Annotated in this window: 11 protein-coding genes and 1 pseudogene; 3 read left to right on the forward strand and 9 right to left on the reverse strand. The window is 40.2% G+C overall.

The window, feature by feature from the left end:
- Positions 1–290 precede the first annotated feature (290 nt).
- Positions 291–617, forward strand: a complete 327-nt coding sequence (locus tag GJB62_RS05590) for a hypothetical protein (protein WP_114085793.1) — start codon at positions 291–293, stop codon at positions 615–617.
- 81 nt (positions 618–698) lie between these two features.
- On the opposite strand, the gene GJB62_RS05595 is transcribed toward GJB62_RS05590, so the two are convergent.
- The 5 genes from GJB62_RS05595 to GJB62_RS05615 all read right to left on the reverse strand — a co-directional run bounded on the left by GJB62_RS05595 (position 699) and on the right by GJB62_RS05615 (position 5,485).
- On the reverse strand, positions 699–2,102 hold the full coding sequence (locus GJB62_RS05595; protein ID WP_114085792.1) for a hypothetical protein: 1,404 nt from the start codon (positions 2,100–2,102) through the stop codon (positions 699–701).
- A 398-nt stretch (positions 2,103–2,500) separates the two neighbouring features.
- Positions 2,501–3,856: a Rieske 2Fe-2S domain-containing protein gene (locus tag GJB62_RS05600; protein ID WP_114085791.1), complete on the reverse strand. Its 1,356-nt coding sequence runs from the start codon at positions 3,854–3,856 to the stop codon at positions 2,501–2,503.
- 115 nt (positions 3,857–3,971) lie between these two features.
- On the reverse strand, positions 3,972–4,568 hold the full coding sequence (locus GJB62_RS05605) for a nucleotidyltransferase family protein (RefSeq protein ID WP_114085790.1): 597 nt from the start codon (positions 4,566–4,568) through the stop codon (positions 3,972–3,974).
- The gene (locus GJB62_RS05610; RefSeq protein ID WP_159402456.1) at positions 4,556–4,696 is read right to left on the reverse strand and encodes a hypothetical protein; all 141 of its coding nucleotides are present in this window, start codon (positions 4,694–4,696) and stop codon (positions 4,556–4,558) included. Before GJB62_RS05610 ends, GJB62_RS05605 begins: the two co-directional genes overlap by 13 nt.
- 339 nt (positions 4,697–5,035) lie before the next feature.
- Complete coding sequence (locus GJB62_RS05615; RefSeq protein WP_114085789.1) at positions 5,036–5,485, reverse strand: sulfur transferase domain-containing protein; 450 nt, start codon at positions 5,483–5,485, stop codon at positions 5,036–5,038.
- 166 nt (positions 5,486–5,651) lie between these two features.
- On the opposite strand from GJB62_RS05615, the gene GJB62_RS05620 reads away from it, so the two are divergent.
- On the forward strand, positions 5,652–6,392 hold the full coding sequence (locus GJB62_RS05620; protein WP_114085788.1) for a hypothetical protein: 741 nt from the start codon (positions 5,652–5,654) through the stop codon (positions 6,390–6,392).
- A 151-nt stretch (positions 6,393–6,543) separates the two neighbouring features.
- Positions 6,544–7,653 (forward strand): LLM class flavin-dependent oxidoreductase, encoded by a 1,110-nt coding sequence (locus tag GJB62_RS05625; protein WP_114085787.1) that lies wholly within the window; start codon positions 6,544–6,546, stop codon positions 7,651–7,653.
- On the opposite strand, the gene GJB62_RS05630 is transcribed toward GJB62_RS05625, so the two are convergent.
- From GJB62_RS05630 to GJB62_RS37375, 4 genes and pseudogenes are all read right to left on the reverse strand, one after another.
- Positions 7,625–9,013, reverse strand: a complete 1,389-nt coding sequence (locus tag GJB62_RS05630; RefSeq protein ID WP_114085786.1) for an amidase — start codon at positions 9,011–9,013, stop codon at positions 7,625–7,627. The genes GJB62_RS05625 and GJB62_RS05630 overlap by 29 nt on opposite strands.
- Before the next feature lie 212 nt (positions 9,014–9,225).
- Complete coding sequence (locus GJB62_RS05635; RefSeq protein WP_114085785.1) at positions 9,226–11,580, reverse strand: arylsulfatase; 2,355 nt, start codon at positions 11,578–11,580, stop codon at positions 9,226–9,228.
- A gap of 37 nt (positions 11,581–11,617) precedes the next feature.
- On the reverse strand, positions 11,618–12,487 hold the full coding sequence (locus GJB62_RS05640; RefSeq protein ID WP_114085840.1) for a bile acid:sodium symporter: 870 nt from the start codon (positions 12,485–12,487) through the stop codon (positions 11,618–11,620).
- A 94-nt stretch (positions 12,488–12,581) separates the two neighbouring features.
- A pseudogene (locus GJB62_RS37375) lies at positions 12,582–12,893 on the reverse strand (transposase); the annotation flags it as partial.
- Positions 12,894–12,926: the final 33 nt, after the last annotated feature.

Below are 12,926 nucleotides of genomic sequence, written 5' to 3' on the forward strand. Positions count from 1 at the left end.
TGATAAATTCCTTTACTAGCTAAGCTGTTACGCATTTAAGTTGCACATCAACTGGTGAGGTTGTCCTTTGTTAATTTTCCTTTGTCCTTGGTAAACACTAATGACTAATGACTAATGACGGTCTACACGGAAAATATTGCAGTATGTAGGCGTGTTAGCTTATCAATGCGGTTGATTCCTAACTAGAGTGTCCACCTGTTCGATTCTGGATTGGTGATTTAAAAATGATTGAGATTCACCTAGAGTCCAAAACTCTTCGTTATAGATTTCTTCTTTGGGAGAACTCATTTATGTCTTTGATCAGGACAGGTATGAACTTAAGTTTTAGTTTTTTAAGCAAGTTAGCTCTAGTGAGCTTTCCAGGAATTGAATTAAAGAATAAAAATAAAATACACGATTATAGCCAACTATCCTGGGGAAGTGACTACGTATTTGAGCGCCTCAACCAAGGAATGATCGGATATCTGACCGGAGTAGGGAAAGGCGTTAAACCCTGCGATCGCATTATTTTACGAGAAGGTTGTGAATCTTATCAATATCAAGTAGAAGAAGTTGATTATTATTCCGATCCATCTGATATGTGGATAGCTTTGCTTAAGCAAGTACCGATTGACTAAATATTAAAGTCAACCAGTTACTTCAATTCTATCTGTCAAGATTTTCCCTATCTTACTAGACGAATAAGAGAAAGCATATATCTATTTTAAATCGATCAAAAAATGAGCTATTAAAGTATTCCTTTCGTAGGATAGCAAGTAAAGATGCAGAAGATTTGGGTTATCTTTATCAAGGTGCATCACTGAACCATCAACAGCTAAATGGTGATGATCTATCCATCGCTCCTGCGAATCTATTAAAAAACTGAAGTATGGGCTGACATCTGGATGATTTTTCGTTAATTCATCGTAGCTTTGATAAAAAGGAGGTATGCCAATTCCCATAGGCATATATAAACCTTTAGGATACTCTTCTACAGACAATTGAGGAAGCGTTTTAAGATTAATACCACTGATTAGTAATCTATTTTGTTCACTAGTCTTAGTATCTGTGAATACTAACTCAATTTCTTGTAAATTTTGTTCAATGCCAATCGGTTTAATATTTCTTAAAATAGTTTTATCAAATTTGCCTATTCTCCAGTATTGATTTCCCCAAGGCTTATTTTGATCGTAAAATCCTGGTGGTCTAAAACTGGCAAATTTAATTTCATTTTTAGTGTCGTAAAAGTCTCTCCATGTTGTAATATTTTTCGCTAGTGTAGTTCTAACTTTTCTACTCTGCTCTCCCGACACAATTATCTTTTCATCAAGAGGGAATTGAGTAGCAACTTCTTTTTGATCGATTACCTTTCTCAGAAGATTACTCTTGACTATTGTGCTACTTGGATCTTGCCAGTGTTCTAATTTCCACCAATGCTTCCAATAAGAAATATTATTAATTTTTTCAAAAATATTTTTGTAATGTCCCATCGGGAAGGTAAACCAACTTTGATAATAAAGGGATTTATTACCATCCTCTTTAGTGAAAAGTAAAATTTCCCAAAATCCTGCATTTAAACAATTATTAGCCAAAGCGACTTCTACTAGATTTTGCTTTTCAAAACCGTCTCCGCCGCTAATTTCTATATTTGGTGAGTTAGCAGGAAAACTAACCTGTTGTCTGTTCCACTCCCGGTCGGTAAAAGCGATTATTTCTAAACCTTGATCTTTTTTAACCCATTCTGGTGCTTTAGGGACTAATAGCTCTAAATCAACATTTTTTATAATGATTTGCGCCGTTTTGTTGTCTGTTGGCTCAATCACAAAATCGAAATGTGTATCATCTCTCTTAATAATTGTTAATTTTCGCTGAGAATATCTTTGAAAATTTTTACCCAAGGGTGCGGGATTGACTGGATAATCGACATTAGATAATTCTTGCAGATTTACACTCATCTTATTATCAAATTTATATCTGGATTTAAACCAGAAGCCAGCCAATCCGAGCAAACCAAGACATAGAATAAGGGTGCTAAATAAAATCTGTTTATTCGTGACTCTAAAATTAAGCTTGCCAAATCGGAAAATGCCTGCATTCTTTTCCTTTGCAGAAGTGTTTTTCATGGGATAGATTAATTTTTATGAGAATGGTACTTAACAGCATACCGTTATGTGAAACTGATTTTTCATTCCCATTATCAAAGGTCACATTAATAAACAATTATCTGAAATTAAGGGGTTTAATATCCATTTACTGCTGACTTTTCACGGGTTCTGGAAAACCTCTCTCTAAATCTCTTTCTTTCTAGGCTACGGTATACACATAAGTCTTTTAAAGTTGTCCTACAACCTTTTGATCCACTCCACCCAGTCCCGCGATAAATTGGGGGCAAAAACCTCTCAAAGTCCTCCAATTTATCGGAGGATTTAGGAGGAACTACAACATTTTGGTTTTGTAAAGAGATGTGTATACACCTTAGCCTAGAAGAAGAGAGACTTTGAATTTCCTCCCAGTCAGGATTTTAGTGACGAGTGTAGGAACGCTCAAAGTGAGTTTTGAGTGTCTGAGCCATAGCGGATATTATAATTGCTGTTATAGAAACCGATATTGCTGCTATTCTGATTCTAGAATCATCTGCAAGTATCCCTACAGCAGCTAAAGCGATCGCTACACCGATACAACTTTGTCTGACTTTATTTGTCACTTGATAAGCTTGATTGCACGAATGACAAATAATTGTATGTTGCGAAAATCGGTCTAATGTTATCAACTTCTCATCGGACTCGCTATTACCGACATTTTTTGAGGTGGAATAACCTTGATAAAAGGGTAAAGATGATCCAAATTTATCTAGCCACTTGCGATACTCAACCACCAAAGTATCAGATGTCTTTAGAGGTAAATACACTTCTTTGAGATTTTTTTTCAAACGCTCAATTTGTGCTTTTTGTTCAACAACTAATTGCAAATCACCTTCCAAGATTTTGTTTCTTATCAAAATGTGATCTAACCAGGGAGGTATCAGCTTGGTTTTTTGGGGAAAAGAGTTACTATAATTTCTGATGAGAATCCGACATCTATTCTTGCCTAGTGGAATTGAATACAAGGCTGTGCCCCCAAATTTCCCTTGCTGTCCATTACTAAATTTGTAGAGAATCAAATTAGGAGCAATGAAATCTAATGAAATCCAAGGCAGATTGGGTTTCCGTGTTCGTCGCCACCTTCCCTTAATTCCCTGAACGTTGCTTTCAATGACTTCTATTTCCAAAGCTTGGGCATCTTCTCGACTTCCCATGATGCCATCATGACTGATTGGAACATGAGCCGGGTCAATAATATTTTCAATAAAATAGCTTTGGTCGTAAGGTAGGTCACGTACATAGTCTAGGTTGAAGCATTCCGGGTTGTTCCAATCTGGTAGTGATGGAATTAGCTCATCAATAGCTGTTTCAGCTTCACCTGCCCACATCCAAATGATACCTTGACGTTCCAAGACCTTAAAGGATGGGACGCAAGCATTTACCGGAATTTTTGCATCGCTTGGTAACTGGGGAATGTGTAGACATTGACCATTATTGCCAAACTGCCAACCGTGGTACGAACATTCTATTTTGCCGTCAATAATTTGTCCATCAGAAAGTCTAGCTGCACGGTGAGAACAACGATCTGTTAAACAGACAAGCTGTCCATTTTGGTCTTTGAACAAAACGAAGGGTTCTTCATATAACGAAAAAGTATAAGGACGATTTGTAGGCAAATCTTGCAGAAAACAGACAGGATACCAAGATTGTCTCCAGTTAAATTCCTGCTGATTCTCAGGTGTTTCAAAGGTAGAATTTGATGATGTCGCCTGTAGTATCTCTGTTTCTAATGTCATCGTTTTCTCCAGGTTTATGCCATTCTAACTTTTATAGAAAACTCCTATTTAATTTTTAAACATAAAATTACACATAACGCCTAATTTTTACCCAACAAACGATAATTCTGACTTCTTAATTATTCTTCAACAAAAGCTGCTCATAATCATCTGGAGTATCTAAGTCGAATACACCTTCTGGGAAAGGAATGGCTAAAGCTTCTTGAAAATATTTTTTAATTATATGCTTTGCACCATCTGTACCACTTAGTGTAGTTAGTTTTGCAAATAAAGTGCGGTTAAATAATGCAGGAACACCTAGAGTGTCTGCATATTGTGACGCAACGATTGGTTTAAGAGTAGTTTCGTGAACTTCAACAAGTTGATTGATGAGTTGAGGTGAAATAAAAGGTTGATCACATACCATCAAAACAACAGCTTTTGCTTCTTTACTGATTATATTCAGAGCTTCTATGCCGACACGAATAGAGGTACTTATTCCCTCACTAAAAAGTGGATTTTCTACAATATGTACTTGTTCTGAGTTAATCTCTGGTTTGATGCGTTCAGCGTATGACCCTAATACAACGATAATTGGGTGGCAAACTGAAGCGTTCGCCACTTGAACTACATGCCTAATCAAACTCTGTTCACCGTAACGTAGAAGTTGTTTTGGTGTTCCCATACGAGTGGATGCACCAGCAGCAAGAATAATTAGACCTACATCAGACATTTGATTTTATCTCCATGAATTGAGCTAAGTCTTGACCTCAGCATTCCACCAGTGCGATTTGCCAGCACTGCTTGAATTTCTGCTACGATTGACAGTGCGATCGCTTCTGTTGAATCTGCATATCTCAATGCTGATACAGAAGAGGAATAAGCTTTTGTCCATAAGCATTCCAGTGATTTGTGCTATGAAGTAGTGAATAGTTTAGGCGATCGCTATCTCTTGCAGAGATTGTCCAAATATTTCTTGTAGGTAGAAAAAGCTTACTCGTTTATGAAAGACTCTTTTTGACCCGAATAAGCTAATACGATAAATTCTCAAATAGAAGTTTAGTCAAAGTTTGGGATTAAGGAAGCAAGCTTCTCTCACCAGAGTTAAAACAGTATTAACCTTTCTGGCAAATTTCTGAAATATTACCCAAATGCAATATCACGATCGCCCCAGTGTGACTGGTATTTTATTGCAAGTCCCTAACTTTGCTCTGCTTGCTTGGCAATATACTTCTCAAGCAAGAATTGCTTAAGGTGCGGTTGTTCTAAGTTTAAACCAAGCTCTTGCGCTTTCTGACTAATTTCTTCATAGGTCAGACCTTCGCTAATAGCATTGGAAATCAAGGCAATACCACCAGCCCTTGCTCCAGCCGCGCAGTGAATTAAAATTGGTTTGGGTAAATTTTCAATCTCCTGGATTGCTGCGTCTGTTAGCTCTTGATTTACTTCTGAAGGCTTTAAAGGGATATTGGCATATTGCAATCCAGCAGCTTGGGCTTGCTGCTGTTCATCACTGAGAAAACCTGGTTCATCGGGAGAACGCAGGTTTAGCACCGACTTAAATCCCTCTTGGGCTGCCTGTTTTAAATCTTCAGGAGTTGGTTGTCCAGCAGCGCTCAAGTCTTCACTAACTTTTTTAGTGTTGCTCATAAAATACACTACTTAGATAGGCTTAATGTAGTATATTAGCAATTTCGTTCAAAAATCTAGGGTTTTCCTTAATTCAAGATTCTGTAATAGTTGGCTCAGATCATTTGCCTATATGAGATAATTTCCTATTAATGATTTTATTCCACACAAAGGAAATTAGCTCAGTATGCGTATGCAGCAAAAAGCATCATATTTTAACATAGAGCTACCAATTCATCTGTGTGCTAAAACAATTGCTCGACGTTTAATGACCGCAGTTATTTGCCTCACCTTAGCAGGCGCTCTAAGTGCCTACTTCTGGTTCACGGAGTTTTCCTTCCCAGCTAGCAAATGGTTTTACGAACTATTTAGCTTAGATGAAGAATTGAATATTCCTGCCTGGTATTCTGCATTCTCTCTATTATTTTGTTCGGGATTACTTAAAGCAATTACCGCTATTAAGACGGAAGACCGCTATTTCTCTGGCTGGAAAACCTTATATTTTATATTTGTATATTTGAGTTTGGATGAAGCATTTAGTTTTCACGAGCTTTTAATAATTCCGTCAGTGCGAGAATCGCTTAATCTCAATCCTATATTTTTCCAAACCTGGGTGATACCTGGTGCTATTCTAGTGGGAGTTTTTGCATTTAAATATCTAAAATTTTGGCTTCATCTCCCTTACAAAACCCGATATTTATTTCTGATTGCCGCAGTTGTTTATGTGAGTGGAACTTTAGGTATGGAAATGGTGGGTGGACTTTTGAGAGAAGATTTTGGGCGACGCGGCCTAATAACGTTAATTGGTATAGTGGTTGAGGAATTTTTGGAAATGACTGGAATTGTGATTTTTACTTATGCGCTGTTAGCTTACCTTAGCAGTTTGAGAAAAAGCATTCAAATTAAAATTTATATATCTGAAAATTAATTTAAACAATTCGTAATTCGTAATAACGCTCTCTACAATACATTATGATCTTTAGATAGCAACACCTATTCCGAGCATTAACACGCATTATTAACTTTTGGTTTGCTCAAAATCTAGTGCATAATTGAATCGCAATTTAAAATTTGCATAAATGTTTGCCAAACAGAAACTGGAATTTAATTGGTGCGCTCCGGTATCTGGGGATGGATTCTATTTAGGTTTGCCCATTTGGGAACGTCCTCCCAGTCTTGAGTATACAGTTGAGATTTTTAAAACAGCAGAACGATTTGGGTTCCGCCAGGTTCTAATTGGTATGGGTTTCAACCACCATATTATGGAGGCTTGGACTTTAGCAACAGCAGTTTTAGCCCTTACCATCAGTGCTGGAGCAATTGTAGCTGTGCGTCCAGGGTTCTATTCGGCTCCAGTATTGGCAAAGATGGCTGTTACCTTAGATTTCATCAGTAAAGGTCGTCTTTCCCTTAACATTGTCACAGGTGGACGACCAATGGAACAGGCAATGTATGGTGATTATTTAGATCATGATAGCCGCTATCGTCGCACTTGTGAATTTATGCAAATTTGTCGGCAGTTATGGTCAACAACTAATCCCTTTGACTATGAAGGAGAATTTTATCAGCTCCATCAAACTCGGTTAGAAACATTACCTCTGCAACCGTCTGGTCCGTTATTTTATTTCGGTGGTGCAAGCGAGATGGCTCAACAAGTAGGTGCAGAATTTGCAGATGTTTATCTAATGTGGGGAGAAGCACGGCAACAACTAGCTGACCGAATCAACCAGATGCAGCAATTAGTTAGCAATTGCGGACGAAAAAAAGCGGTACGTTATGGATTAAGGATTAATATTATTGCTCGAACAACTGAAATTGAAGCTAGAGAAACAGCAAAAGAAATGCTGGCAAAAGTTTCTCCACAAATATTAGCTAAAGCACGAGTTACTGAATTTCCCAATACCAAGCGGGAAAGTGTCGGTCAAAGTCGACAATGGGAATTACGGGGGAATGCTGATGAAGATTGGTATGTTGAACCACTACTTTGGGCTGGTATTTCTGTGGTGCGAAGTGGTGCGGGAATGGCTATTGTTGGTAGTTATCAGCAAGTGGCAGAGTGTCTTTTACAATACATAGACTTGGGAATCACAGTTTTTATTTTGTCTGGTTATCCCCATTTAGAAGAGTGCGAAAATGTGGGACGAAATGTTTTACCATTAGTTAGAGAAAGCTATCTTCAGAGAAAGTAGTAGCAACTTGGAAAGCAAAGGCAACTCTTAAAATCAAAGCTTCGGTATAGGAATTACCAACAAGTTGCAATCCTATAGGTAAACCCTGAGTGCTTCGTCCACAAGGCAGCGATATTGCAGGTAAACCCAGAAAACTGAAAGGTAACATAAATCGCTGATTTAATCGATAGATTTTAGCATCTGCGTCAATAAGAGGTGCAACCATTGGTGTTGTGGGTGTTAGCAAAATATCCACTTCCTGAAACAGTTTTTGCCGTTGCAGAAAACATTCTTCCTGTTTCTGCTTTGCTTTTTTGTAACTGTGATAAGAAATGTTTACTCCTTTAGATAAATCTCTTTGTACTTTAGCTCCAAATATATTTGAGTTTGTAGTATAAGCTGCTTGCAAAGCTTGATGGAATTCATAAAGAGCAATAGTGGAATAAGTCACCTCATCAAATTCCTCTATTAAAAATGGAGAATTTATAGTGATAATTTCAGCTCCAAGTTTTTTAAAGATGGATATGGCATTATAAATTGCCTTAGCAATTTCTGGTTCAATTCCCCGAAATGTATAGTTATTAACTATGCCCAATTTTAAGCCGTTGATATTGGTTGTTAGAGGATACAGTTGTTTGAAATTTGTGGAGAGCGGGAAGAGTACAGCATCAAGTAAAATGGCAATATCTTCTACACAATTTGTCAAAAAACCAACTGTATCAAAACTACGAGCGCGGGGAAAAATACCTTCATTGCTAAGTAATCCGTAAGTTGGGCGTAGTCCTACCACTCCTGACCAACTGGCGGGAACTCGAATTGAACCACCAGTATCAGTACCAATTCCAGCTAAACAAAGGCGTGCAGCAATAGCGGTTGCACTTCCGCTAGAAGAACCTCCTGATGAGTGGTTGTGGTTCCAGAAGTTGCAAGTATTTCCATAAAAAAGATTGTTTCCAGAAAGGTCAGCCGCAAATTCGCTTAAATTTGTCTTACCTAAAATTACCGCACCTGCTGCCTTGAGCTTTTGGACAATTACACTATCAGATAATGGGATGCGATCGCGCAAGCCCTGACTTGTCAGTTCGCAAAAAAGTTGTGAGCCAACTGTAGTTTTTACTCCTGCTGTATCAATATTGTCTTTGATAACAACAGGAATCCCGTGTATTAATCCGCGTTCTTGACCGTTGCTTCGCTCAAAATCTAGTTTAGTAGCAGTTTCTAGGGCTTGTTTATCCAGAACGGTAATAAAGGCATTGAGTGTAGGATTTAACTTTTGGATACCTTCGAGATAATGCTTGACTAACGTTTTTGAAGTTAGCAAGCCACTTTGCATTTGCTGACTTGCCTGTGCGATCGTTTTAGGGATAGAATCTGCTTCCATGTTGGAAAAAGCGATGAGAGTGGAATGGCACTAAGAAAAGGTAAAACATGCAGCCTAGAGTGGGTGTGGGAAGAGGGAAAAGCATAAATTCTCTTTCCCCCCACACTCCCCACACTCCCCACACTCAAAAGCCTTATAAACAATGGATTTGCCGTTATCTTAGTGCCATTCCAGTTTGTATCTGTTGTGCCTCAAGGAGACAAATAGTACATCTACTGTCGTGCCATAATGGTACGCATCTCGGCTTCTGTGTCTTGAGTCAAATCTCCACTAACATCTACGATCGCACGATAAATCTTGCCTGTAAACTTGAAGGGCGGTTCATAATCGGGTGTTACAGGCGCACCAGGGGCTATCCCACAGGTCACGCCACTGGTCAGACCTAGTGCTAAGGGAGTAGTTACAGGAATATCAGCTTGTCCGACTAATTTCCCATCGATATAAAGTTGGGCGTGACCCGGCGATCCTTTCCCCTTGGCTAAATCTGGCTGACCCGTCACTTCAAACTCAAAGCGCAACTGATGGCGACCCTCCGGGACTGACTCTACAGACTCGACATGATAGAGCGATCGCGCTACATAGTTATGAACCCAATGAAGTTTACCATTTTTGATATAAAAGGAGTAGCCACTATCATTACCCCCGTGAGCAAGTAATACTCCTTCTGCACCACCGATAGGAATTTCGACATCAACGGTAATACTATGGGGACGATTTAGCACTCTGACAGCACTATTGGCTGGAATCGCCTGAGTATCGGGATAGTAAATATAGCGGGTACGATTGACAGCAATCTGAGGACGTTCTTCTGCCAATCGTTGCGTGCCACGTCCATCCACGGGCAACACATTATATTTACCCGCCTCTACATACCAAGTAGCAATCATCTCAATTAGCTTAGGGCGGTTGTCAGCAGCAATGTCGTGATTTTCCGCAAAATCCTTAGCGACATGATACAGTTCCCAATGATGGGTATCCAAGTCTGTAAGGGTTTGGGCTGAGATTGGCGCACCAAAAAACTGCCCTGCTTCTGTAAATGATGGCCCAGGCCAAGGACAAACCGCCCGCCAGCCATCATAGTAAAGAGAGCGATGTCCCATCATCTCGAAATATTGGGTAAGATGCTTAGTGGGTGCGTCAGTATGATTAAAAGTATGGGCGAAGCTTACACCTTCAAGGGGGGATTGAGTAACACCCTTGATAGTTGTGGGTGGTTCAATTTCTAGTAGGTCAAGCACCGTCGGCACAAGGTCAATGGCATGGGCATACTGAGTACGGATTTCGCCTTTTGCCTCAATGCCTTTAGTCCAATGGACGATCAAAGGATCGCTGATTCCACCCCGATAGGTTTCCCGTTTCCAACGACGAAAAGGCGTATTACCTGCCCAAGTCCAGCCCCACGCATAATGGTTGAAGGTTTCTGGACTGCCTAGCTTGTCGAGCGCCTTGAGATTTTCCTCTAGGGATTCTGGCACATTGTTAAAAAAGAGGTTCTCATTAACCGAACCAGTGGGCCCACCTTCCGAACTTGCCCCGTTGTCCGAAATGACCATAATTACGGTATTGTCGAACTCGTCGATAGATTTGAGGAAGTCGAGTAAGCGACCAATGTGGTAGTCAGTATGGGTTAAAAAGCCAGCAAAGACTTCCATCATACGGGCATAAAGCCGTTTTTCTGCTGCTGAGAGAGTATCCCAGTGAGAGACATCGGGATCGTGGCGGGAGAGTTCGGCATCGGCGGGGACGATACCCATTTCCTGCTGACGGGCAAAAACCTTTTCCCTGTAAGCTTCCCAACCATCATCAAACTGTCCGGCGTAGGCATCAGCCCATTCTTTTGGCACATGATGAGGGGCGTGCATCGCCCCAGGACAGAAATACATGAAGAAGGGCTTATCGGGGGCAACCTGCTTGGCATCAGCGATGAAGCTAATTGCTTTATCTGCTAAGTCTTCAGTTAAATGGTAGCCTTGTGCAGGGGTCTTTTCTGGCTTGACGGTGTGGTTGTCATAAACTAATTCGGGATAATACTGGTGGGTTTCTCCTCCCAGAAAACCATAAAAACGTTCAAAACCGCGACCGAGAGGCCAGCGATCGTAGGGGCCGGCGGCAGAAAGCTGGTCTGAGGGTGTTAAATGCCACTTCCCGATCGCATAGGTGTTATAACCCTTCTGTAGTAATATCTCCGAGAGAAACCCATTTTCAAAGGGAATATTCCCATTACCACCGGGATAACCGGTAGAACCTTCTGTAATGCAGGACATGGCGTTGGAATGGTGATTGCGCCCAGTCAGCAGACAAGAACGGGTGGGTGAACACAATGCCGTCGTGTGTAAATTGTTGTAGCGCAAACCATTGGCGGCTAATGTGTCTAAATTGGGTGTTTTGATCGGACTTCCGTAACTCCCAAATTGCCCAAAGCCTGTATCGTCGAAGACGATAAATAGGACGTTTGGTGTGCCTTCTTTGGCTCGCAAAGGTTCTGGCCAAGCAGGACTGGATTTATCAACTGTCCGTCCTATGACACCGGGGAAAGTGTTTCCGGGTTTGTATTCACGCAGAGACATAAACCTAAACTCCTTATCTAGGTTGACGGGTGGCTGACTATAACGAGTTAATTTCCCGACTCAATCCGGCTAATCTACGCTTATTCCAGATTGAGTAAGGAACACCTACAAAAGCTCCCAAAATTACATAAGCTACTAGCGTCGGAATCACCTGCTGCTGTATATGATTCAAAATAGCGATAAATAAAGCTAAACCAAAATTGCGAGCAATACAGAAAATCGCTAAGATAGACCGCATATCATCATCAAGTCTGCCTAAAATATGTCCAATTCCTAGAGAGACAATCACCATAATCGCGATCGCTACGAGTGGTAATTGCCAAACTCTGGAAAACAGTGGCAACCCTAAGATGCACGCTAAAATAACCAGTATTGAAAAGACACAATTAGCAATAAAAGTCAAAGGTTTGGCAATCTTTTCGGCAAATGTAGGAGCGAACTTTTGAATCAAAAGACCGAGACTGACAGGCAATATCTGTACCATAATGACTTGTCGGGCAACTTCTAAAATCGCCACCTTTTGTGAAATACTCTCAAATAAGGCGGCGAAAATCGCCAAGGTGAGGGGAGTAACAAAAACCGCAAGTATTGCCAGGGTTAGCTGAAGACTCGCTGCGTAGGATAAGCTGCCTCCAGCCCTTTGCGTTCGCTTTGTGCTTAGAGGCGCACCTGGTGAAGCTGCCAACAAGGCCAACCCTATCATCACTTCTGATGGTAAGTTAAACAGTTTCAGCAAGAAAATAACCACTAGAGGAACTAGCACAATAACGGCTAGAAGCGCACGGAATACTAAGGCAGGTTTTCGCCAGAAGGAGAGCATTTTTTCAAAAGAAAGGTTGCTCCCGATGGCTAACATCAGAGAAAAAATAGTGATTTTAACGAGAATCAATAGTAAAGGATGATCCATGCCTTTAAAATGGCTAATACTGGGTGTGGCCAAAAATAGTTAGCAGATAAGCGATCGCTTCCAAAGTCACAAGTTATGTAATTGGAATTGTCATTTAAAATTTGGCAAAATAAGCTAATCGGCATTTAAAGTGTAATAGAGTCACTGTTTGCCTTGTTTCTTTACTCTTAATGACTAACTCGCCCTGATTCAATAGCTTATCTAGTAAAGATTTCAACTCATCTACTGATTGGAATAAACGACAAGCAATTCATTCTTTACAGAAATACCAGACTAATTTAATGATGTTGTAAGCCGGATTATATGCGGGGAAAAATTTTAGTAGAAAGTTATTGAGTTCTTGGGTAACTAATCTAGCAATATCTTTACGTTGATGAAAACTAGCATTAGAGACTTGCAGAGAAATAAGATACTAGCTAATGTAAAGGTTTGCCACTCA

It is taken from the genome of Nostoc sp. ATCC 53789 (assembly GCF_009873495.1).
In the GTDB taxonomy this organism is placed as follows: domain Bacteria; phylum Cyanobacteriota; class Cyanobacteriia; order Cyanobacteriales; family Nostocaceae; genus Nostoc; species Nostoc muscorum_A.

Coding starts and splice junctions, on each gene's coding strand:
- GJB62_RS05590 (WP_114085793.1), top strand. CDS start 291: ATGTCTTTGATCAGGACAGGTATGAACTTAAGTTTTAGTTTTTTAAGC.
- GJB62_RS05595 (WP_114085792.1), bottom strand. CDS start 2,102: ATGAAAAACACTTCTGCAAAGGAAAAGAATGCAGGCATTTTCCGATTT.
- GJB62_RS05600 (WP_114085791.1), bottom strand. CDS start 3,856: ATGACATTAGAAACAGAGATACTACAGGCGACATCATCAAATTCTACC.
- GJB62_RS05605 (WP_114085790.1), bottom strand. CDS start 4,568: ATGTCTGATGTAGGTCTAATTATTCTTGCTGCTGGTGCATCCACTCGT.
- GJB62_RS05615 (WP_114085789.1), bottom strand. CDS start 5,485: ATGAGCAACACTAAAAAAGTTAGTGAAGACTTGAGCGCTGCTGGACAA.
- GJB62_RS05620 (WP_114085788.1), top strand. CDS start 5,652: ATGCGTATGCAGCAAAAAGCATCATATTTTAACATAGAGCTACCAATT.
- GJB62_RS05625 (WP_114085787.1), top strand. CDS start 6,544: ATGTTTGCCAAACAGAAACTGGAATTTAATTGGTGCGCTCCGGTATCT.
- GJB62_RS05630 (WP_114085786.1), bottom strand. CDS start 9,013: ATGGAAGCAGATTCTATCCCTAAAACGATCGCACAGGCAAGTCAGCAA.
- GJB62_RS05635 (WP_114085785.1), bottom strand. CDS start 11,580: ATGTCTCTGCGTGAATACAAACCCGGAAACACTTTCCCCGGTGTCATA.
- GJB62_RS05640 (WP_114085840.1), bottom strand. CDS start 12,487: ATGGATCATCCTTTACTATTGATTCTCGTTAAAATCACTATTTTTTCT.